Origin of the sequence: Streptomyces sp. 796.1 (genome assembly GCF_047525675.1) — a bacterium.
Taxonomy (GTDB): domain Bacteria; phylum Actinomycetota; class Actinomycetes; order Streptomycetales; family Streptomycetaceae; genus Streptomyces.
The window spans coordinates 140518-162395 of record NZ_JBLIWA010000009.1; the positions used below are offsets into that span (position 1 = coordinate 140518).

The 21878-nt window shown below is 74.2% G+C and carries 14 protein-coding genes; 11 read left to right on the top strand and 3 right to left on the bottom strand.

Annotated features, from left to right (window positions below; translation table 11 throughout):
• The first annotated feature begins 46 nt into the window (after nt 1-46).
• Both metG and ACMA1D_RS08875 read left to right on the top strand, forming a co-directional pair.
• A complete protein-coding gene (metG, locus tag ACMA1D_RS08870) occupies nt 47-1663 on the top strand; it encodes a methionine--tRNA ligase (protein ID WP_414723308.1) in 1617 nt (538 codons plus the stop codon).
• A gap of 448 nt (nt 1664-2111) precedes the next feature.
• The gene (locus ACMA1D_RS08875) at nt 2112-2609 is read left to right on the top strand and encodes a hypothetical protein (RefSeq protein ID WP_414723309.1); all 498 of its coding nucleotides are present in this window, start codon (nt 2112-2114) and stop codon (nt 2607-2609) included.
• A gap of 84 nt (nt 2610-2693) precedes the next feature.
• On the opposite strand, the gene ACMA1D_RS08880 is transcribed toward ACMA1D_RS08875, so the two are convergent.
• The gene (locus tag ACMA1D_RS08880) at nt 2694-3497 is read right to left on the bottom strand and encodes a hypothetical protein (RefSeq protein WP_414723310.1); all 804 of its coding nucleotides are present in this window, start codon (nt 3495-3497) and stop codon (nt 2694-2696) included.
• A 292-nt stretch (nt 3498-3789) separates the two neighbouring features.
• On the opposite strand from ACMA1D_RS08880, the gene ACMA1D_RS08885 reads away from it, so the two are divergent.
• Complete coding sequence (locus tag ACMA1D_RS08885) at nt 3790-5544, top strand: tetratricopeptide repeat protein (protein WP_414723311.1); 1755 nt, start codon at nt 3790-3792, stop codon at nt 5542-5544.
• 140 nt (nt 5545-5684) lie between these two features.
• Here ACMA1D_RS08885 and aspS read toward each other — a convergent pair whose 3' ends face one another.
• On the bottom strand, nt 5685-7520 hold the full coding sequence (aspS, locus tag ACMA1D_RS08890) for an aspartate--tRNA ligase (protein WP_414723331.1): 1836 nt from the start codon (nt 7518-7520) through the stop codon (nt 5685-5687).
• A 260-nt stretch (nt 7521-7780) separates the two neighbouring features.
• Here aspS and ACMA1D_RS08895 point away from each other — a divergent pair, with 260 nt between their 5' ends.
• The gene (locus ACMA1D_RS08895; protein ID WP_414723312.1) at nt 7781-10234 is read left to right on the top strand and encodes a SpoIIE family protein phosphatase; all 2454 of its coding nucleotides are present in this window, start codon (nt 7781-7783) and stop codon (nt 10232-10234) included.
• A 91-nt stretch (nt 10235-10325) separates the two neighbouring features.
• Here the strand turns inward: ACMA1D_RS08895 and ACMA1D_RS08900 are convergent, their stop codons facing one another.
• The gene (locus ACMA1D_RS08900; RefSeq protein WP_414723313.1) at nt 10326-10559 is read right to left on the bottom strand and encodes a hypothetical protein; all 234 of its coding nucleotides are present in this window, start codon (nt 10557-10559) and stop codon (nt 10326-10328) included.
• Nucleotides 10560-10935: 376 nt separating this feature from the next.
• On the opposite strand from ACMA1D_RS08900, the gene ACMA1D_RS08905 reads away from it, so the two are divergent.
• The 7 genes from ACMA1D_RS08905 (at nt 10936) to ACMA1D_RS08935 (ending at nt 21752) form a co-directional block, all read left to right on the top strand.
• Complete coding sequence (locus ACMA1D_RS08905) at nt 10936-11694, top strand: hypothetical protein (protein WP_414723314.1); 759 nt, start codon at nt 10936-10938, stop codon at nt 11692-11694.
• Nucleotides 11695-11806: 112 nt separating this feature from the next.
• A complete protein-coding gene (locus ACMA1D_RS08910; RefSeq protein ID WP_414723315.1) occupies nt 11807-14275 on the top strand; it encodes a bifunctional serine/threonine-protein kinase/ABC transporter substrate-binding protein in 2469 nt (822 codons plus the stop codon).
• Between the two features lie 864 nt (nt 14276-15139).
• Entirely contained in the window at nt 15140-15850 is a 711-nt protein-coding gene (locus ACMA1D_RS08915) for a Crp/Fnr family transcriptional regulator (protein ID WP_414723316.1), read from the top strand.
• Between the two features lie 209 nt (nt 15851-16059).
• The gene (locus tag ACMA1D_RS08920; protein WP_414723317.1) at nt 16060-16974 is read left to right on the top strand and encodes a hypothetical protein; all 915 of its coding nucleotides are present in this window, start codon (nt 16060-16062) and stop codon (nt 16972-16974) included.
• 5 nt (nt 16975-16979) lie between these two features.
• Entirely contained in the window at nt 16980-19658 is a 2679-nt protein-coding gene (locus ACMA1D_RS08925) for a hypothetical protein (protein ID WP_414723318.1), read from the top strand.
• Entirely contained in the window at nt 19651-21201 is a 1551-nt protein-coding gene (locus ACMA1D_RS08930; RefSeq protein ID WP_414723319.1) for a hypothetical protein, read from the top strand. Before ACMA1D_RS08925 ends, ACMA1D_RS08930 begins: the two co-directional genes overlap by 8 nt.
• The gene (locus tag ACMA1D_RS08935) at nt 21201-21752 is read left to right on the top strand and encodes a Pycsar system effector family protein (RefSeq protein WP_414723320.1); all 552 of its coding nucleotides are present in this window, start codon (nt 21201-21203) and stop codon (nt 21750-21752) included. Before ACMA1D_RS08930 ends, ACMA1D_RS08935 begins: the two co-directional genes overlap by 1 nt.
• The last annotated feature ends 126 nt before the right edge of the window (nt 21753-21878 follow it).

A 21878-nucleotide genomic window follows, 5' to 3' on the forward strand; every position in this document is an offset into this window, starting at 1 on the left:
GTAAACGAGGCGGGATCGGCTTCCGTCGACCGTTAGGATTTCGTCCATGGCGGCCACTGGAACCGAGCAGCGAGGGGCGAGCGCGTACTACGTCTCGACCCCCATCTACTACGTGAACGACGCTCCCCACCTGGGCCACGCCTATACGACCGTCGCAGGCGACGTGCTCACCCGCTGGCACCGCCAGCGCGGTGAGAAGGTGTGGTTCCTCACCGGCACGGACGAGCACGGTCAGAAGATCATGCGCACCGCAGAGGCCAACGGGGTGACCCCGCAGGAGTGGTGCGACAAGCTCGTGGAGGAGGCGTGGAAGCCCCTCTGGGAGCACCTGGAGATCGCGAACGACGACTTCATCCGCACCACGCAGAAGCGGCACACCGACCGCGTCCAGGAGTTCGTGCAGGACCTGTACGACAAGGGCGAGATCTACCAGGGCGGCTACGAGGGCCCGTACTGCGTGGGGTGCGAGGAGTACAAGACGCCCGGCGAGCTGCTCGACGGCGAGGGTGACTTCGCAGGTCAGAAGCTGTGCCCGATCCACAAGAAGCCCGTGGAGATGCTGAAGGAGGAGAACTACTTCTTCAAGCTCTCCGCCTACGGCCAGCGCCTGCTTGAGCACTACGAGCAGAACCCGGACTTCATCCAGCCCGAGTCGGCCCGCAACGAGGTCGTGAACTTCGTCAAGCAGGGCCTGGAAGACCTGTCGATCTCCCGCTCCACCTTCGACTGGGGCGTCCCGGTGCCGTGGGACCCCAAGCACGTGATCTACGTGTGGGTGGACGCGCTGCTCAACTACGCGACGGCCGTCGGGTACGGCTCGGACCAGGAGAAGTTCGAGTCCACCTGGCCGGCCAGCGTGCACCTGGTGGGCAAGGACATCCTGCGCTTCCACGCGATCATCTGGCCGGCGATGCTGATGGCGAACGGGCTGCCGCTGCCGGGCAAGATCGCCGCCAACGGCTGGCTGATGGTCGGCGGCGAGAAGATGTCCAAGTCGAACCTGACGGGCATCAAGCCGCAGGATCTGACCTCGCACTTCGGCGTCGACGCGTACCGCTGGTACTTCCTGCGGGCCATCGCCTTCGGCCAGGACGGCTCGTTCTCCTGGGAGGACTTCAGCGCCCGCTACACCAGCGAGCTGGCCAACGACTTCGGCAACCTGGCCTCCCGGGTCGCCGCGATGGTCGGCAAGTACTTCGGCGGCACGCTGCCGGAGGCCACCGCGCACGGCCCGGCCGAACAGGCCGTCGCCGACGGTCTGGCCGCCGCGGTCGCGCAGGCCGATGCGAAGATCGGCGAGGAGCTGGACTTCTCCGGCGGCATCGCCGCGATCTTCGACTTCATCAAGCAGGTCAACGGCTACCTCACCGAGCAGGAGCCGTGGAAGGTCGCCAAGGACACCTCGCCCGAGGGCCAGGCCCGCCTGGCGACCATCCTGTACACGGCGGCTGAGGCGCTGCGCGGCACGGCCGTGCTGCTGGCCCCGGTGATGCCCGCGACCTGCGAGAAGCTGTGGGTCTCGCTCGGTGCCGAGCCGCACGTCGGCCCGCTGGCCGAGCAGCGCGTGACGGGCGCCGGCACCTGGGGCGTGCTGCCCGCGGGCGCCACCGTCACCAAGGGGGAGATCCTCTTCCCCCGCCTTGAGGAGCCGGCGAAGGGCTGACCCCCGCCCACGTTCCGCCACGGCCCCACCGGCCGTCACGCCGTTCGGCCCGCCGCGCATCCCCGCGCGACGGGCCGAACGGCGTTTTCGGGCGGACGGGTGGCCGGGTCGCGGGGTGGTTGCGTGGTGTGCGGGGGCCGGGCGGGATCACTCCGGGTGATCCGCCCCGGGCCGCCGCGCTTGCCGGCACGCCGTCCATCCGCCCCGCCGCGCGTCCGGCCGGCGCCGGCCCCATACCCGTCCCGGTCCTCCGAAGGTCCTCCGAAGCCGCAGGCCACGCCCGGTGCGGCGGGGCGGCGGGGCGGTGCCGGGCCGGCTGCCGGCGCTCTCTCGTTGAACCCTCGCGGCCCGGGCGTTGACGTTTCGCCAACCGATCGTTTAGGCCACGCGCCCACCCTGGGAGTGATAGGGACACGGGAAGATGAGGACTGCTGTGCAGGATCAACGCGTGACCGTGACGGTGCACGGCACCGACCCGCTCTCCCGGGCCGGGGTCGTCCGCCACCTGCGGGACCAGCCGGGCGTGCAGCTCGTGGACGGGCCCGCGGACGGACGGGAAGGGCTCGCGGAAGGGCTCGTGGACGGGTCGGGCCCGCCTGTGCCCGAGCCGCCGGCCGGCGTGGCGGTCGCGGTGCTGCTGGCGGGCCGGTTCGACGAACTGGCCGGCGCCGAGCTGCGCCGCCTGGTGCGCGGCGGCAGCCGGCGGGTGGTGGTCATCGCCGACGAGCTGCCCGAGAACGACCTGATGACCGTCCTGGAGTACGGCGTGCGCGCGGTGCTCTGGCGGCACCAGGCCACCCGCAAGCGGCTGCTGCGGGCCGTGCAGCGCACGGCCCGCGAGGACGGCGACCTGACGCCCGAGCGGATCAGGACCCTGCTCGCCCGCGGCGAACGCACCCGCCGCGAGTGCGTCCGCCCGGACTGCGGGCGGCGCGGCCGGCCGTAGCCCCCGGCTGATCGTGATGTTCGGTGCGTGCCGGCCGGGCCCCGCGAAGGGAGCCCGCGCCACGGGCCAGCCCCACTGGACCGCTCAGCGCGCCAGCGACTTCGTGTCGCCCATCACGATGACCGGGTGGCGGGCCGGGTCGAGCCTGCGGAGCAGGTCGCGCATGTGGTGCTTGGCGATGCTGACGCAGCCCTGGGTGGCGCCGCCGTGGTCCACGTGCACCCAGATGCCGCCGCCGCGCTCGGCGCCCAGCGGGCGGGTCCAGTCCAGCGGTGACGTGCCGGGCACCCGGTTGTAGTTGATCGCCACCACGTAGTCGAAGGAGCCGGCCAGCGGCTCGCCCTCGATGCCGCTGCCGGTGGCGGTGAACGCCCGCGAGCGCTCGTACGGGAGCTTGCTGCCCGGGTCCTCGTCGAGGCCGCCGGCGTCGGTGAGGCCGAAGACGCCGATGGGCGAGCGCAGGTCGCCCTGGAGGTGCTTGTCGGTCCAGCCGCGGTGGGCGTTGTGCGCGGGCCAGCTCGGGCCCGGGCGCCAGTCGCCGTTGTCGGCCCGCTCGTACAGCACCGCCTTCGACCGCGAGGAGTCGCGGCCGGCGCCGGTCACCAGCAGCACCTGCCGGGCCCGGTCGGGGAGCTGGGCGAGCGTTCTCGGCCCTATCCCCGGGAGCTCGTGCGGCAGGGAGGTGGGGGCGGCGCGGCCGGCCTCGCTGCCGTTCGCCGCGCGCGGGGCGCTGGCCGGCGCGCCCGCCTTGCCGTCGCTCTTGCCGTCGCCGTCGCCGGCACCGCAGGCGGAGAGCGCGCCGAGCGTGCCGAGGACGACGAATGCCGCGGCGATGCCGCGGGCTAACGGGAGGCGGTGGGGCGGCTGCGGCAGCGACTGCGGGGACATGATCGCTCTCTTCCGGGGGCAGGGCGCTGGCCTGGGCCGACGCCGTTCGGTGAGGCGGCCGGGACGGGCGGCCCACGGGGGGGGGCGAAAGCCGCTCGACGTCCGAACGCGTCATACGGGTCCAGTGTGCCGCCATCGGTCGGCTTCTCCGTCGGCGGGTCGCACGTACGAGGCTGATGTTCCGTCATGCGCCGGCCGTGGTGGGCCCGTCCGGCCCCCTCCCGACCGGGCGCCGGCCACGGGACCCGTCCCGTTCCGGCCACCAACAATGGGGTACGGCCACGCTCGCTCCGTGAAACGGGAAGAGAACGCGATGGACGACGACACGCCGCACGCCACCCCGGGACCACCACCGCAGGAGCCGGTGCCGTCGGACGCGGCACCGTCGGAACCTGCACCGTCGGAACCTGCACCGTCGGAGCCTGCGGTGGCGGAAGCGGCGCCCTCGGGGGCCGCCGCGCAGGACGCCGTACGGACGGATGCGCACGACGCGCGGGAAGCGCAGAGCGCTTGGGACGCGCGGGGTGCAGAGGGTGCGCGGGACGCGCAGGGCGCGGCGGACGCACGGGACGCGGGGGGCGAAGGAGACACGCAGGGCGGTCCGGACTCCGCGCCGCTGGTCTGGGGCGCGGACTGGCGGCCCCCGAAGCCGCCGCGCAGGCGCACGTACGATCCGCTGGCGGTCGCGCTCGGGAACGCCTCGCTGCTCGGCGTCGGCTACTTCTTCCTCGGCCACCGGCTGCTCGCCCTGTGGCAACTCGCCGGCACGCTCACGCTGGCCGTGGTGGTGTGGGGGCACGCGGAGACGTGGTGCGAGCTGGCCGTGCTCGGCTGGTGGCTGCTGACGAGTGCGCACGGCTGGTACCTGGCCCGCCGCGGCGAACCGCGCACCACCGCGCGCGGCCACCGGCTGGCCGCCGCCGCGCTCACGCTGGCGGTGCTGCTGACCGCGGGGCTGCTGCGGTGGGACGCGGCCGGCATCCAGGACGAGGTGACCAGCGCCCGCGAGCGCGGCGACTGCGACGCGGTGCTGGCGGCGCAGGACGGGGTCGGCTTCTGGCAGCGCCTCGCGGACGCGCCGGGCGCGGAGCGCGGCGACGGCGTGGTGGAGGTGTGCCGCCGGCTGTTGGGGGCGCGGGACGAGTTGAACCGGGGCCTCCAGGGGGAGAGCGACCCTCGCAAGCTGACCAACGGCTTCAACGTCCTCTCCGACGTACTCAAAGAGCCGGAGTACACCCAGGCGGTGACCGTCGTACTCGATGGTTTCCTGCGCTGGCTGCCGCTCAACGAGCCCTGCCGTACCGTGCGCGTCACTGACTGGCTGCGGGCGAGGAAGACGCGTCACGACGTACTGGACCGGGTGGCCGGCACCGTGCGCCGCACCGCACCGCAGGCGCTGGTGGACTGCGCCGACACCCTGCACGGGAGCGAGGACTGGGACCACGCCCGCGACCGCTACCAGCAGTTGCTGGACCGGTACCCGACGAGCCCGCTCGCCGACCGGGCCCGCGAGGGCGCCCACCGCGCCACCCTGGCCGGCGAGTTGGCGACCGTGCGCGACCGGCTCAGCGACGCGTACGGGGGCCAGCCCGCGTACTGCTCGAACCCGGCCAAGTACAGCGCGGCGCCCGCGGCCCGCAAGGGTGCGGTCAACCGGGCCCTGTTCTACGGGAACGACGAGTACACCGACCAGTTGCCCAAGGGCTGGCGGGCCAGTGAGGCGAGCAAGGCGGCGCTGATCGTGTGCGCGGACGACACGGCGGCCACCGACGCCGGGGCAGCCACGGCGACCTGTCCGTACCGCGATGAGGACAGCCCGTACCTGTCGGGTGACGTGACGTTCCACAAGATCGCAGTGCCGGTGAAGGTGTACGCGCTGCGCACCGGCGAGGTTGTCGCGGAGCGCACGGTGGAGATCGGCGGGACGAGTTGCCCCGCCAGCTTCCGCCACAGCCGAGGCATCGGGGGCCCGCCCTCCGACTGGCTGGTCAGCGAGTCCCCCGCCGACGTCCGCACTGCCTTCGAGCCGCTGGTCAACCTCGAATGACCTGCGGCCCACCCGGGTGCGCCGGCCGCCGCCACGGCCGCGCACCGCACGCCACGGCGCCCCGGACCTCGCTGGTCCGGGGCGCCGTGGTCACGCTCGCGGGGGGTCGCCGCGGCGGGCGGCCCCCCGATGGTGCTGTCTTACGCGTCCTGCCCGGGCTTCTCCGCCTGCGCGGCGGCCTCGGCACCCTTGGCCGGCTTCGCCGCCGCCTGCTTGGCCGGGGCGGGCTTGCGCAGCGCCAGGTGCAGTTCGCGCAGCCGCGCCTCGTCCACCTCGCTGGGCGCACCCATCAGCAGGTCCTGGGCGTTGCCGTTGAGCGGGAAGGCGATGGTCTCGCGGATGTTGGGCTCGTCCGCGAGGAGCATCACGATGCGGTCCACGCCCGGGGCGATGCCGCCGTGCGGCGGGGCGCCGAACTGGAAGGCGCGGAGCATGCCGCCGAACTCGCGCTCCACCTCCTCCTGCGAGTAGCCGGCGATGCCGAACGCCTCGAACATGACCTCGGGCTCGTGGTTCCGGATGGCGCCGGAGGAGAGCTCGGTGCCGTTGCAGACGATGTCGTACTGCCAGGCGAGGATGTCGAGCGGGTCCTTCGTGCGGAGCGCTTCGAGGCCGCCCTGCGGCATGGAGAACGGGTTGTGCGAGAACTCGATCGCGCCGGTCTCCTCGTCCTTCTCGAACATCGGGAAGTCGACGACCCAGCAGAACCGGAAGACGTTCTCCTCGAAGTGCCCGGCGCGCTTGGCGGCCTCGACCCGCACCGCGCCCATGATCTTGGAGACCTCGTCGAAGTCGCCCGCGCCGAAGAAGATCGAGGTGCCGGCCTCGCCGCCGACCTCCGCGACCAGCTTGGCCACGTCGTCCTCGGTGAGGAACTTGGCGATCGGGCCGGTCAACGTGGCGTCCGCGCCGATGCGCACCCAGGCCAGGCCCTTGGCGCCCTGCTCCACCGCGTACTCGCCGAGCTGGTCGAAGAACTTGCGCGGCTGCTCGCCGGTGCCGGGCACCGCCAGGGCCCGTACGTGCTTGTCGGCGAAGGCCTTGAAGCCGGAGCCGGCGAAGATGTGCGAGACGTCCACGAGCTCCAGGCGGGCCCGCAGGTCGGGCTTGTCCGAGCCGTACTTGAGCATCGCCTCGCGGAAGGGGATGCGCGGGAACGGCGAGGTGACCTCGCGCCCGCCGCCGAGCTCGTTGAACAGGTCGGTCATCACCTTCTCGATGACCTGGAACACGTCCTCCTGCTCGACGAAGCTCATCTCGACGTCGAGCTGGTAGAACTCGCCCGGCGAGCGGTCGGCGCGGGCGTCCTCGTCGCGGAAGCAGGGCGCGATCTGGAAGTACCGGTCGAAGCCGGCGATCATCAGGAGCTGCTTGAACTGCTGCGGGGCCTGCGGCAGCGCGTAGAACTTGCCGGCGTGCAGCCGCGAGGGCACCAGGAAGTCGCGGGCGCCCTCGGGCGAGGTGGCCGACAGGATGGGGGTGGCCAGCTCGTTGAAGCCGAGCGCGGTCATCTTGGCCCGCAGCGTGGAGATGACCTGCGAGCGCAGCATGATGTTGCGGTGCATGCGCTCGCGGCGCAGGTCGAGGAAGCGGTACTCAAGGCGGCGCTCCTCGTTCACGTTGTCCTCGGGGAAGACCGTGAACGGCAGCGGCTCGGCGGCGCCGAGCACCTCGACCTCGCTGACCTCCACCTCGATGGCGCCGGTGGGCAGCTCCGGGTTGACGTTGTCGGCGCCGCGGGCGATGACCCGGCCGTCCACCCGGACGACCGTCTCCTTGCTGATCGAGCTGAGCGCCTCGTTGGCGGCCGTGTCGGGGCGCACGACGAGCTGCACCAGGCCGTAGTGGTCGCGCAGGTCGATGAAGAGGATGCCGCCCAGGTTCCGTCGATTGTGCAGCCAGCCGCTCAGCCGCACCTCAGTGTCGACGTCAGCGGCACGGAGCTCGCCGCAGGTGTGGGACCGGTACCGATGCATCATTCATCCAAGTCGTCTGATCGGGGCGTGGACGGCTCGGGCGGGGGGCTTTGCAAGGCCGGGGCCCGGGCGCGAGTGCCACTACGGGCAAGGTGCCAGCCTACCGCCCTGCCCGCGCCCCACCCGCACGGTGTCACCATGCAAGGCGGTGCCGGGCGGCTGGCCGCCTCGTACTGGCAGGCTGGCGCCCCGCACCGGGCGGCCAGCCGCCCGCACCAGCACACTGGTAGGTACCGACTAAATGAACCTAAAGTAGGGCAATGCGCACCGAGGAAGTTCTGGCCACCATCAGGACCGGCCTCTGGCGGTGGGGCAACGCCTCGGGGGAGGTCTCCCTCGACGGCGAGGCGGCCCGTCTCCTGGGCCTGCCACCCGTACCCGCCGACCTCCCCGAGTCCACCGTCCGGGCCCGCTTCCACCCCGTGGACTGGGTCGAGATCAACGGCGTGGTCAACCTGGCGCTGGCCGAGGGCGCGCTGGCCGAGGCCAGGCTGCGGGTGGTGGACGAGGCCGGCCGGGTGCTGCGCACGGTGCGCAGCCGCACCAGACCGGTCGTGCACGGCGAGTTCTTCGAGCTGGTCGGCACGTTGGAGGAGGTGCCCGAGCCGCTGCCGGGCACCGCGTCGGCCACCCCGATCACCGGCGACTGGCGGCGCAACCGGGAGGCGTTCTTGCTGGACGCCGGGCGCGCGCTGGCCGAGGCGCAGTCCAGTGCCGAGGTGCTGCGGGTGGCCGCCGGCCTGTCGATGCCCGGCTTCACCCCGGACGGCCTCGCGGTCTTCGGCGTGGACGGCAACCGGATCGTGGTCCTCGGCCACCAGGGGTACGGGGAGGGCGGCGCCGAGCCGTTCCTCGACCTGACCGTGGAGACCGACTACCCGGCGGCCGAGGCGGTACGCACCGGCCGCGCGATCTACCTGCCGAGCCCCGAGGAGTACCGCAGCCGCTACCCGGCCGCCTGGCCGCTCTCGCAGCCGTACGGGCGCCACTCGTGGGCCTTCCTGCCGCTGATCGTGGCGGGCAAGACGATCGGCGCCTGGCTGGCCGCGTTCTCCGAGCCGGTCTCCTTCACGCCCGACGAGCGCTCGGTGCTCACCACCATCGCCCGGATGTTCGCGCAGGCCCTCTCGCGCGCCAGCCTGCACGACACCGAGCGCGAACTCGCCGACGGCCTCCAGCGCACCATGCTGCCCGACCGCAAGCCCGAGATACCCGGGCTGACCGTCGCCGCCCGGTACGTGCCGACCGGCGGCGGGCTCCAGGTCGGCGGCGACTGGTACGACGTGATCCCGCTGCCGTCCGGCCGTACCGCGCTGGTCATCGGGGACGTGCAGGGCCACGACGTGCGGGCCGCGGGGCTGATGGGCCAGTTGCGGATCGCGCTGCGGGCGTACGCGACCGAGGGCCACCACCCGGACGCGGTGCTCTCCCGGGCCTCCCGGTTCTTCGCCGGCCTCACCGACAGCGGCGGCTGGTCGGACGGCGCGGGCCCGGACGACAGCGAGGAGGCCGAGCCGCGCTTCGCGACCTGCCTCTACATGGAGCTCGACCCGACCACCGGCACCCTGGACGTGGCCCGCGCCGGCCACCCCGACCTGGCGATAGCCCACGACGACGGCACGGTCCTGGTCCGCCCCACGGCCGGCGGTCTGCCGCTCGGCGTCATACCGGACGCCGACTACCCCACCACCAGGCTCACCCTGGAACCCGGCGAAACCCTCCTGGTCTGCACGGACGGCCTCATCGAGACCGGCGGCCACGACCTGGAGACGGGGTGGGACCGCATCCGCACGGTCTTCACCGAACACCTCCGCGAGGTCACCTCCCGGCTCGCGCAGCCGAAGCCGAAGGCGGGGGCCGCGCCGGAGGCGGGGCCGGAACCGGGGGCGGAGGCAGGGGCCGGCAGGGCCGAAAGGGTGACCGGAGCGGCGGCCGAAGCCGCGGCGGAGGCGGTCGCAGCAGCCGTCACGGAAGCCGCCGCCGAGGCAGCCGCCGAAGCAACCCTCGAAGCCGCCGCCGACGCGCTGGACGCCGCCGCGCGGGACGCGGCCGGGCCCGCGCCCTGGCTGTGCAACCAGGAGGACCTGGACGCGCTGGCCGAAGCGCTGCTCCAGGCCGTGCACGGCCCGCCCTCGTACTACCGCACCGGCCCGCTGGCCGACCGGCGCGAGGACGACATCGCCTTCGTGCTCATATCCCGCGGGCTCACCGAACACCCACCGGCCGGCCCGCCGCGCCGCCGCACCGCCATCACCGTGGCCCAGGCCCAGCCGGAACGGCTCGCCGACGCCCGCCAGCAACTGCGCCAGACGCTGCACGACTGGTCCAACGACGACCAGGTGGAGTCGGCGGTCCTGCTGCTCTCCGAGATGATCACCAACGTGCTGGTGCACACGGACGGCGACGCCCTGGTGATCGCCGAGGTCAGCGGCGCCCACGGCAGCCGCAGGCTCCGCCTGGACGTGGCCGACGCCAGCGACGAACTCCCGCACCGCCGCCACCCCGGCGAACTCGCCTCGTCCGGCCGCGGCCTCCTCCTGATGGAGATGCTGGCGGACGACTGGGGCGTGGACCCGCGCGGCGAAGGCAAGTGCATCTGGTTCGAACTCCGCGAACAGCCCCCGGAACCGGAACCGGAACCGGAACCGGAGCGGAAACGGGAGCCGCTGGCGCGGGAGGGCGCCGCGGAGTCGTCGTCGGCGGGGCGGGCGTAGGCCCGTACGCCACCGGGGCGAGCCGACCGCCCGGCCCCGGCGGCATACGAACGACTCAGCCGCTCGTCCCCGGCGGCACGCGAGCGACGACTCAGCCGCCGTCGCCGGTGGCGCGCTCTCGCCGGCCGGTGGCCGCCCGGCGGATGAGCTGGTCGGCGCCGCCGATGACGAGTGAACCAACAACGGTAGTCAACAAGGTGATCCAGTAGCCAAAGCCGTAGACCTCGCGCATGACGAGGCTCAGCACCACACCGAAGAGGACCGTGGCCCCGATCGGCAGGCCCGGGTTGCTGGTTCTTCGCTCACCTTCCTCGCGCTGCGACATGACGGTTCGCCCCCATTCCCTCGATTCCGACCTGAAGTCCCCAACTCTGCCGTCACGTAAGGGAGTCGGGCCAGCGCGGAGTCGGCCAAGGCGGGTGCGGGTGGCGCCCGCGGGGGCTCGCCGTTCGCCCGCCGTGCGGACGCACCCCCCGTGCCGGGTGGCCACGTCGTTGACGCCAGCCGTCCGCAACCGCCCGTCCATCCGCCGGCCCCCACCGCCACACCCCCCAGGGTTGGCCAGGAACAGCCGTTGTTCTTGGGGGAATTGGCGTCTCATGCTCTGTCCGGCGTCCTAGGGTGAGGCTCGGGGAGAGCGGGGGGAGTAGCGCGACATGCGCGGTTTTGGTGGGCGATGGGGGTATGGAGCCGTCGTCGGGATGATGGTGCTGGCCGTCGGGTGTTCGGGCGGTGGGGACGGGGCCGACGGGAAGGACCGGGGGCACGCCGCGGCGAAGGCCGGTGAGCGGGGGGACGCCGGGGCGGAGCCTGCGCCCGGGGCCAGTGCGTTCGTGCCGCGGGCCGACCGGTTGCCGCGGGACCGGGCCGGGGCCGAGCGGCTGGCCAGGTCGATCACGGTGCAGCCGGGGTCGTTCGGGCCCGACTTCGCGCGGGGCGTGCCGTACGAGGACGACAGCAGCCAGTGGGGCGTGCTCGGCGCGGACTGTGCGTGGCAGCGCGGCAAGTTGCCGGGTTCCGTGTTCACCAGCGTGGCGCGGCACTACGCGCAGCCCGCCGCGGGCGGCAAGGGCCCGCTGGAGGCCACCACCGTGATCTCCGTGCACCGGGACGCGTACAGCGCCGACCGGGAGATGGCGACCTCGCTTGAGGAGGTGTTGCGCTGCCCCACGCAGCGGCTCAACGCCGACGACGTGCTCAGCGACCTGCGGTCGGACGCCAACGCCTGGGGCAGCAACGGGCAGGAGACGGTCGACGACCACCTCTTCGAGCGCGGCAGCTACCGCAGCCGGTCCACCGGCGGGCCCTATCCGTACGAGTGGGCGACCTCGCGGCTCGGGCCCGTCACCATCACGGTCACCGTCCGCGGCAGCAAGGGGCACTCCGCGGAGGGCGTGAGCCAGATACGGGCACGCGCGTTCGGCGAGCTCCAGTGGCGGACCAAGAAGGCGCTCCGGTGAGGCCCGCGGACCGACCCGGCCGCGCGGCCGGGCACCCCTGCGCGTGCGAGCCCGCGTGCGATCTCCTGTGCACCCTGTGCACCCCGTGTGACCTGTGCGAAGGACGTTTCTGATGCGACCGTTGCGGCACTCCGATCCGTCGACCATCGCGGGCTACCGGTTGCTCGGCCGGCTCGGTGCGGGTGGCATGGGCGTGGTCTACCTCGGGCGGTCGTCCGGGGGGACGCTCGTCGCGCTGAAGGTGATCCATCCCGAGCAGGCCGAAGACCCGGGCTTCCGGGTGCGGTTCCGGCGCGAGGTGGCCGCGGCACGGCTGGTGCAGAGTCCGTGGGCGGTGCCGGTGGTCGACGCCGACCCCGATGCCCGGGCCCCGTGGCTGGCGTCCGCGTACGTGCCGGGCCCCGCGCTCAGCGAGGCCGTGGTGCGCACCGGGCCGCTGCCGCTGCCCACCCTGCGCAGGCTGGGCCAACTGCTCGCCGAGGCGCTGGAGTCGGTGCACGCGGCCGGGCTCGTGCACCGCGACGTCAAGCCGGGCAACGTGCTGCTCGCGCTCGACGGGCCGCGGTTGATCGACTTCGGCATCGCGCGGGCCCTGGACGACACGGCGCTGACCGCGACCAACATGGTCATCGGCTCGCCCGGCTACCTCTCGCCCGAGCAGGCGCGGGCCGACGGCGCGGAGGTCGGGCCGCCCAGCGACGTGTTCTCGCTCGGCTGCGTGCTCGCGTACGCGGCGACCGGGCGGGCCCCGTTCGGCAGCGGCGACGCGCCGGCGCTGCTGTACCGGACCATGCATGACGCGCCCGATATCGACGGGGTGCCGGAAGAGCTGTTTCCGCTGGTCGAACGGTGTTTGGAGAAGAACGCGCGGCGCCGCCCGAGCGCTGCCGCGCTCCGCCGCGAACTGGCCGTCGGCGGGGCGGGCCCGGCCGGCGACGACTGGTTGCCCGGACCGGTGACGCACCTGGTGGCCTGGCGGTCCGCGCAGTCGCTCGACCTGCCCGACGTCGAGGCGACGGTGGCCGACGCGGACGGGACGACCCGGGCGGCCGGGGCGGCCGGGGTGGCCGGGGTGGCTTCGGGTGCGTCGGCCGGAGACGGTGGCGCGGCGGGCGGTGGCCGGCCGCGGCGGCGCAGGTTGCTGGCCGTGGCCGGGGGCGCCGCGCTCGCCGTCGGCGCCGGCGTCGGCGGGTGGGCCGTGCTGCGCGCAACCGACGACGCCGATGACGGGGCCGGCGGGGACGACGGGGCGGGCGGCGACCGCGCCCGGGCCAGCAACGGCCTGCCGATCTTCCGTATCGGCCTGCACGCCGCGCTGACCGGCCCGTACGCGGCGCGCGGCGAGGCCCAGCGGACCGGAGCCCTGCTGGCCGTGGAGCAGTTCAACGCCCGTCGGGGGCGGCCGTTCGAGGCGGGGCTGCGCAGCGCCGACGACGGCGGGCGCCCCCAGCGGTCCGCCGCCGCGGCCAGGTCCCTGGTCGCCGACCCCACGGTGCTCGCCGTCGTCGGGCCGAGCACCGACGCGACCGCTGGCCCGGCGGGTCCGATCTACGAGGCGCCCTCGCTGGCCTGGCTCGCGGTGTCGTTCAGCAAGATCGTGGTGCCCAGCGAGTCGATCGACGGGACGTTGTTGTACGCGCGGCCGGAGAGCGGCGGCGAACTCGGCCCGTTCCCGATCTACCTGCGCAAGGAGACCAAGGCCAAGACGGCGGCGGTGATCTACGACCGGCACCTGGACGACTACGGCCGGCCCGCCACCAAGACGGCGGTGAAGCTGCTGCCGCTGGCGGACTTCACGCCGGTGCCGCGGGTGCTGCCGAAGCTGGTGAACGATTACCGGCCGCTGGTACGGGAGTTGCTGGACCGCAAGGTGGGGGCGGTGGTGTACGCGGGCGGGCCGCACGGGGCGGCCGAGGTGGCGAAGGAGTTGGACCGGAACGGGTTCACCGGCCCGCGGGTGGCCGGCGAGCCGGCGCTCGACCCGCAGTTCCTGACGGAGGCGGGGGACGCGGCCAACGGCTGGATGGTCAACGCCTCGTTCATCGACGCCACGGTCAAGCCGGAGGCGGCCCGCTTCGCCGCCGCGTACCGGGGGCGCTTCGGCAAGCAGCCGCCGTACCACGCGGCGGAGGCGTACGACGTGGCCCAGTTGATCCTGCGCACGCTGACCGAACTGGCCACCGGCGCCGCGGCCGGGACAGTCCCGAGCGGCGGCCCTTCGCCGTCGGGCGGTGCGGGACCGGGGCCGGGCGGCGGGGCGCCGTCGGTCGGGAGCGGGGCGCCGGCGGCGGGTGGCGCGTCGCCCGAGCCGGGTGCTTCGGCGAGCGCCGTCGCGGTGGGGTCGGGCGCGCCGCGGGCCGGGGGCACGGCGCCGGCGACGGCGTCGGCCGGGGCCGGGCGGGTGCGCACGCCGCAGCGCAAGCAGGTCCTCGACCGGTTGCGCACGGCGCGGTACCGGGGCGTCGCCAAGGAGATCGCCTTCGGCGAGGAGTACGGCCGGTACGAGCCCCAGGAGGGGTCGTTCCTCTACCGGGTGGAGCGGGGGCGCTTCCGGTACGTGGGGAGTGCGTGGGACGTGTAGGGACGTGGCGGGTGCTGGGGTGCTGGGGTGCTGGGGTGCTGGGCGGCAGCGGCCGGTGGGCGTGGGGCGTGGCTCGCGGGCCACGGGGCACGGGCCGCGGGTTGGCCGGCGGTAAGGCGCGGGCCGGAGCGCGGCGGGTCCGGACGGCGCGGGACGGGCGCGGGCCGGTCCCGAGCGGCGCGGGCCGGTGCGCGGCGGCGCGTGGCGGGAACCGTGCGGGCCCGATCGGCGGGTGACCGGAGGCGACCGTACCGGCGCGGACCGTGACCGCTCCGGCGGGTCATCGTTTCGCCGGGTGACGCATCCCGACCGCGGCGAGCGGCGGCTCTCGGACCGCCTGGCGGTGGCCCTCGCAGTGGCCAACTCTCGTACGGTGCAAGCCCGTTACGACCTCGCCCGGCGCTCCCGGTGGACACCGGAAACCCCCGCCGGACCGGCCAATACCGGCCTGCGGCCGGGGCCCGGAGCCGCTGGCCCGGGGCGGTGGGAAGCGGTGCGGACGGGCCGCCGCGCCGCGTCGCAGCCCTAAACACCACGTCGGCCGCGGAAACCTGACTTTCCGCCAAGCCGGCCCTTCCTGTCCGATTTCCCGCTCCCCGGCCGAGCGGCCACCGACCTCCCCGTGCTGACCTCGTGCGCGGCGTCGTGGCCCGGCCGGACGCGCGGAAGGCGAGCCGGGCGTGCGCCGGGCGCAGGGTGGGGAATGCGCCAACGGATCGGTGGGCGCCCGCCGATCTACCTGGTCGTTCATCCCGACGTGTGCACGCCAGTAATGTGGCGCATTTCACTCCCAACCGGGTTCGGCTCTGCGACCATCTACGCCAGTGGAATCAGGCCATAGGTAGTGCCGTGGGGGGAGTGGCCATGGGGCTGCTCGGCGATGAACTGGGGTTCGCTGAGGCTCTGACCGCCCAGGAATACGAGAGCGTCATGGCGCTGGGAAACCGCCGGAGTTACGACGCCAATGCCCATCTCCTGACGGAAGGAGATCGAAGCAGCCACGTCATGATCATGTTGCGAGGATGGGTGACCGTTTCCGTCGCCACTGAGCGCGGCGGCATCCGGCTCATCCTCGGCCTGCGCGGACCGGGTGAACTCCTCGGCGAAATGGCCGCGTTGGACAGCCACCCGCGCAGCGCCACCGTGCGGGCGCTCGGCCCGGTGGAGGCCCAGGTGATCCCCGGGGACGCGTTCCGCCGCTTCCTCGCCGAGCAGCCCCGGGTCAGCGGGCTGGTGATCAGGCAGCTCACCTTCCGGCTGCGCAGCGCCGACCAGGAGCGTTCCGCGCTCGCCTCGCTCACCGTGCTCCAACGGCTCGCCACCAGGCTCTCCGAACTCGCGCAGGCCAACCCGGCCGGCCCGTACGCCGCGGCGGGCGCCGGCACCACCCGCGCGGAGGCCGTCGTACGGCTCGCGCAGGACGAGTTGGCGGCCACCGTGGGCGCCACCCGGGAGGCGGTCGCCAAGGCGCTGCGGCTGCTGCGCAACCAGGACGTGGTGCGGACCGGCAACCGGCAGGTGGAGATCCTCGACCCCGCGCTCCTCGCGCTGCTCGCGGAGGGCCACCAGGAATGAACGCGGTCGGGAACCGGGACGAGCGCGTCAGGAACGGACACGACCGGCGGCCGGTACGGCCAGGAACGAACAAGGCCGGGCGCACGGCGACCGGCCTCGCGCGCGAAAGCACGTAAACGCGACGCCTGCCGTGTGTAAACGGCTACAGACGCCCCGCCGCCCCCGGCGGACGCTGAGGGGGACGGGCGATGAGAGACAGGGGGACGGGCGTGGACCAGGAACCGGGGGACGCCGCCGAAGCGCGCTACGAGCTGGTGATCAGCGTGGATGCCCGCGGCTCCGGCGGGTGGGACGACACGGAGAAGCCGCGCATGCGGGCGCGCGTCTACCGGGTCCTGGAATCCGCGTTCGGGCAGGCCAAGGTGGCCAGGGACGCCGTGCACCTGGAGGACAGGGGCGACGGGGTGCTGGTCTCGGTGGCCGGCCGGGTGGCCGTCACCCGGCTGCTGGGGCTGTGGCTGGTGGAGGTGCACGAGCACCTGCGGGAGGAGAACCGGGAGTTGCGCACCCCGCTGGGCTTGCGCATCGGCCTGCACGTGGGGCCGGTGCGGCACGACGCGCGGGGCATCAGCGGGCGCGCCGTCGACCTGGCCTGCCGGCTGGCGGACGCGCCGGTGGCCCGGGAGTTGCTGGCCGCCGAGGGCGCCGACCTGGTGGTGGTCGTCTCGCACGCGCTGTACGAGGACGTGGTCAGCAGCGGCGGCAAGTTCATCCACCCCGAGCGGTACGCGCCGGCGCGGCTGCTGCTGAAGGAGGGCGAGGTCACGGCCTGGTGCCAGGTGCCCGGCCGGCCGGCACCGAAACTGCCGACCGGCGGACCTGACCGCCGGGTGGTGCCGCCGCGCGGCGTACGGGCAGAGGCCCCCGCGGCCGACCCGGACGACGACGCCTTCGACCAGGCGTTGGACAGCGCATCGGGGGCCGGGGACGGCGACGACTGCGGGGGCGGGGAGGCCCGACAGGAGGCCCGGCGCGGGGCGGCCGACGAGGACGATCTCGGGACCCGTCCCGAAACCGTCCGGTACACCGTTCACGGCGACCTGTCCCAGCACCAGAACAACGTCTACCACCAGCCCGTACACATCGGGCGGAACACCGGCGGCGCCGGACCGCGGAAGGACTGACCGAGATGGCCGAGGAAGAGCAGGGCGGCGGCGGAGGCGAGTCCGCCGGACGTGCGTCCGACAAGGCTGACCGCTCGGACCGCGCAGACCGGTCACCCCGCGAGAAGCACGGCGACCGCGACAAGCGCGACCGCGACCGGGACAAGGGCGGCGACCGCCGCGGCGAGGGGAAGGCCGACGACGAGCGCCGCGAGGGGAAGCCGGACGGCGAGGGCGGCGGTGAGGGCGGTGAGGAGAAGGAGAGCGAACACGAACGCGCGGCCGGCCGGTTCCGCGAGCACACCAGGGACCCGATGGCCGACGACGAGGGCGACGAGGGCCCGTCCGACTTCGGCGCGGCTGCCCGGGCCCGGCAGGCCACCCGGCTGCTCTTCGACACCGGGCGCGACCTCAACAGCTTCGACCGCTCGTACATCCAGAGCGCCCACATCGGCGACATCCACCTGCGGATGGACGCCCGGCAGTCGGTGCCGGGGATGCGCAGCGGGCCGGTGCCGCAGGAGGAGTTGCGGCGGTTGCGCCGGGTGCACGTGGTGCCCGCCGGTTACGTGCGGCTGCGCAGCGCGCTGCGGGCGCGCCGGCTGCTGGTGCTCGGCGCGGCGCCCGGCACCGGCCGCACCAGTACCGCCCTGTCGCTGCTCGACGAGGTGACCGCGCTGGCCGCCGCCGACGCCAACGAGCAGGGGCAGCAGGACGAACGGGGCGAGTGCGTCGCCCGGGTGCTGCGGGTGGACCCCGACGGGGGCGTCGGCCGCCTCGCCGACTCGCTGACCGGTACGCCGGCCGAGCCCGCCGGCGGCGACGACGGCCAGCAGCGCTGGGCCACCGGCTACCTCCTCGCGCTGCCCCTCTCGCTCACCCAGCCCGGCGCGCAGCCGCCCGCCGTGCTCGACCTGGACCGGCTGGCCGCGGCGCTGGCCACGGCCGGTGCGTACGCGGTGCTCGTGGTGACCCTGGGGGCCGCCGCCAATCCGCTGCTGTCCAGCAGGTACGGGATGCTGTGCCCGCCGGCGCCCACCCAGGAGCTGCTGGCCACCCGGTTGCGCGAGCGCATCGAGGACCACGTGGCAGCGGCCAGGGACGCCGCCGACGGCGCGCCGACCCGTACGGTCGCCGAACTGCTCGCCAGCGCCGAGGAGTTGGCGAGTCGGGCCGAGGTGCGGGCCGCGGTCGGGCTGAAGGACCTGCGGCCGGCCGAGGCCGAGGTGCTGGCCTCGCTGCTGGCCGAACACCTGCTGGAGGAGTTGCCGTACGCGGAGCTGCTGGCCGGCTGCCGGAGCCTGGCGGCGGTGCAGGCGCAGGAGTGGTTCGCCGGCGTGGACCGGGCGCTGACGGCGCGGCCCGACGGCGACGGCGACGGGTACGGGGCCGGCGGCCGGGACGGGCGGGGCGGCAAGCGGGCGCGCTCGCACGCCGCGGCGCTCTTCCACCCGGTGGCCTCCCGGATCGCGCTGGCCGCGCTCGGCGGCGCGACCCAGGGCGCCGTCTCCACCGCCGCCCACCTGCTGACCTGGGAACTCTCCGTACAGGCCGATCCCGACCACACCCCGGCGCGCACCCTGTTCTGCGACGACCCGGTCTCCGACCTGGCGCTCTCGCGCGCGGAGGTCACTGACGGGACCGTGGAGGTGCTGGGCAACGAGATCGCGGCGCGGCTGCTCTGGTACCGCGGCTCGGCGCTGCCCGCGGCCGTGCTGAGCGAGGTGTGGGACCGGCACTTCCCGGTGCGCGCCCCGGTGGTGCGCTGGCTGCGGCTGCTGGCGGACGACCCGAGGCCGCAGGTGTGGGTGCGGGCCGCGGTCGCCGCGGGCGAGTTGTGCGTACGGGACTTCGACTACGGCTACGAGGAGTTGATCAGGCCGCTGGCGGAGGCGCCGACCGCGCGCCGCCGGATCTTCGCGGCCACCCTGCTCGACCAGGTGGCCGCGCACGCCTCGCACCGCACGATGGTGCGCAAGGTGGTCGGCCGCTGGACCCGGCGCGGCAGTGCGGAACTGCGCTGGACGGCGGCGTGGGCGCTCGGCTACGGCAATGCCGCGGCCACCACCGGCGACACGCTGGACGCGCTGACCCGGATCGGGGTGCGCGGCGACGGTGACCAACTGGCGGTCGCCTCCTTCAACGTGGTGCGGCTGCTGGCCCGTCCTGACGGTGCGGCGGTGCTGCGCCGGATCTCCGAGTGGACACACCATCGCAGCGCCGCGCACCAGGACCTCGGTCTGGTCACCACCGTCCGGATGGCCAGCCACGACGTGGCGGAGCTGCTGGTGGACGAGCCGGGCACGGAACTGGGCGAGCGCAGCGACTGGCCGATGCTGCTGGCGCTGGCGGACACGCGGCCAGAACTCGTGGAGCAGATGGCCGACTTGGTATGGACCGCGCTCAACACGCACCGGTCGAAAGAAGTGGCAACGAACGCGCTCGAAGACTTGCTGCGGTCGGCGGTTCGCCAGGAGAGTACGCAGCAGTCGAAGCCGGGCCTGGCTGTGCTGCTGCCCGTGTTGACCGCCGCCGAGGACGACCGGCGTCAGTTGGACTGGCTGCTGCGCCGCATGATGAACGACTCCGAAGACCCACTCCCCGAGGCACAGGCCCGCGAGCTGTGGTGGCTGGCCACGCCGCGCGAGCGTGCCGGGGGCGGGGCCGCGCGGGGTCGGCGCGAGGAGAGGGAGAACCATGGTTGACGACGAGGACCGGGCGGCGCGCGGGGGCGCCGTCCGCCCGGGGGCAGCCGGGCAGTGGCGCGCCAAGTACAACGGGAACGGCACGCCCTTGCAGTTCAACGGGGCTGATGTGGCAAGGCAGTTGGGCGCAGGGGCGCGGCAGGTGCCCGGTGGGCACGGCGGTGGCCGCCCAGACGGACAGCAGCCTGACGGCGACGAACAGGAGGGGGCGGGCCAGAGCCCGGTCGGCCCGTTCCTGCGGGACTACCAGCCCGTGGGCGGCTTCCGGCACACCAGCGCCCGTACCGCGTCGGTGCTCTTCTACCGCAACGGCGGCTACTCCATCGCCACCGTCTCCGGCGTCGAGCACACCAACAAACCGGCGCTGGCCAGGCCGCGCACGGTCTGCGAGATCGCCCTCGGCACCTACGTGACCACCCTGGAACTGGAGTTGCCGGCCGCCGGTGGGGCGGCGTTCTTCAAGGCCGAGGTGGACATCCACTGGACGGTGGTCGATCCGTACCTGGCCGCCACCCAGGTGGTCACCGACGTCGGCCAGCGGCTGACCGGGCCGACCCTTGAGCGGCTGCGGGAGGTGTCGGCCGAGCACCGGGTGACGCACGCGGAGGCCGCCGACCGGGCCATCACCCGGCAGTGCGCCAGCGGCCGGTGGGACGACCTCGGCGCCGACCTCGGGCTGCGGGTGCGGCTGTACGTACGGCTGCGGGTGGACGACCGGACCATCGAGTACGCGGACGGCATCCGGGACGCGCACGCGTCGGCCGAGGTGACCCGGGTGCACCAGGACAACTTCCGGGCGATGTTGCAGGGCGGCGACCTGGAGCAGCTCACGTACATGCTGGCGGCCGAACCGGAGGAGGCCAAGCACTTCCTGGAGAAGATCCGGCAGGAGGGCCGGCAGGACGAGAAGGAGCGCATCGACCGGCTCTTCGACATGGTCACCAGCGGCCAGATCCAGAACACCGACCTGGAGACGCAGGCCCTGCACCTTTTGAACCGGGGCCGGCACCGGGTGCAGGGTCCGATCGGCTCCTCGCCGGTCCACCGGGGCGCCCCGCAACTGCCGCCGCCGCCCGAACCGCCGACGGCCGGCCCGTACGCGGCGGGGCTGCTGGACCCGGTGGGCCCGGCGGACCCGGTGGGGCGCGGCCCTGCCGCGCGGCCCGGGCAGCCGGGGGAGCCGTTCACGCCGGACTGGGTGTGGGACGACACTCCGCAGCCGCCGCCGCAGCGCGGCCCGGCCGCCCCCTCCTACCGGGACCCGGCCGCCCCCTCCTACCGCGATCCGGCGCCGGCCGCCGACCCGCCGTACGACGCGGCCCGCCCGCACCACCCGCACGCCGGACCCGCCCCGGCGCACGACCCGGCCGACGCCCCGTACGACCCGGGCAACGCCCCGTACGACCCGGCGGACGCCGTGCAGCCGGGGGCCGCCGCCGGGTCCGCCGGTGGTGGGGCGGGGCGCGGGGGCGCCGAGCCGGAGCCGCCGCGGCGGCGCAGTCGCCGGCAGGACGACGGGTGGCCCTGGGCGGAGGAGGAGTGATGGGTGGCGACGGCGGCGCACGGACCTCCCCCGACCCGGTCGTCCTCGTGCCGGACGGGGGTCAGCACGGGCTCGACCGGGCGGGGGAACGCATCGCCGAACGCCTGCTGAACACGGTTCGGGAGGACCTGGGCCGGGCCGATTCGAAGGCGGGCATGTTGCTGTCCGGGGCGCTGGCGCTGCCGGCGTTCCTGGTCGGCTGGCACGGCTCGCCCGACTGGACCGGCGCGGGCGACCTGCTGCTGGCGCTGGCGGGGCTGCTGTGGGCGGCGGCGGTGGTGGCGCTGGTACGGGCGTTGCTGCCGCGCACCGGCACCATCCGCCCGCAGGACGGCGTGACCTACTTCCGTGACCTGCTGCCGCCCCACGACTTCGGGCGGCTGACCAGGGAGTTGACCGAGGCAGGCCGCGATCCGGCGCGCTGGTTGCTGGTGCAGGCGGTGGACGTCAGCTCGATCCTGGCCGCCAAGTACCGGGCCATCCGCTGGGGCGCGAGCACCCTGGCGCCGTCCGCCGCGCTGGCCCTGACCTGGGGCCTGACCGCGCGCTGACCCCCCGCCGCGACGACGCCGTCGGGTGACGGCACGCAGCACCGCACGACCTGATGCATACATGACATAAGGGGAACAGCCCGTGGGAACCGACAGGGGAAGACGGCAGACATCGAGGGGCTGGGC

Excerpts from the sequence above, each read along its gene's own strand:
- metG (WP_414723308.1), top strand. The coding sequence starts at position 47 with ATGGCGGCCACTGGAACCGAGCAGCGAGGGGCGAGCGCGTACTACGTC.
- ACMA1D_RS08880 (WP_414723310.1), bottom strand. The coding sequence starts at position 3,497 with ATGTCCCCGCAGTCGCTGCCGCAGCCGCCCCACCGCCTCCCGTTAGCC.
- aspS (WP_414723331.1), bottom strand. The coding sequence starts at position 7,520 with ATGCATCGGTACCGGTCCCACACCTGCGGCGAGCTCCGTGCCGCTGAC.
- ACMA1D_RS08895 (WP_414723312.1), top strand. The coding sequence starts at position 7,781 with ATGCGCACCGAGGAAGTTCTGGCCACCATCAGGACCGGCCTCTGGCGG.
- ACMA1D_RS08900 (WP_414723313.1), bottom strand. The coding sequence starts at position 10,559 with ATGTCGCAGCGCGAGGAAGGTGAGCGAAGAACCAGCAACCCGGGCCTG.
- ACMA1D_RS08905 (WP_414723314.1), top strand. The coding sequence starts at position 10,936 with ATGATGGTGCTGGCCGTCGGGTGTTCGGGCGGTGGGGACGGGGCCGAC.
- ACMA1D_RS08910 (WP_414723315.1), top strand. The coding sequence starts at position 11,807 with ATGCGACCGTTGCGGCACTCCGATCCGTCGACCATCGCGGGCTACCGG.
- ACMA1D_RS08915 (WP_414723316.1), top strand. The coding sequence starts at position 15,140 with ATGGGGCTGCTCGGCGATGAACTGGGGTTCGCTGAGGCTCTGACCGCC.
- ACMA1D_RS08925 (WP_414723318.1), top strand. The coding sequence starts at position 16,980 with ATGGCCGAGGAAGAGCAGGGCGGCGGCGGAGGCGAGTCCGCCGGACGT.
- ACMA1D_RS08930 (WP_414723319.1), top strand. The coding sequence starts at position 19,651 with ATGGTTGACGACGAGGACCGGGCGGCGCGCGGGGGCGCCGTCCGCCCG.
- ACMA1D_RS08935 (WP_414723320.1), top strand. The coding sequence starts at position 21,201 with ATGGGTGGCGACGGCGGCGCACGGACCTCCCCCGACCCGGTCGTCCTC.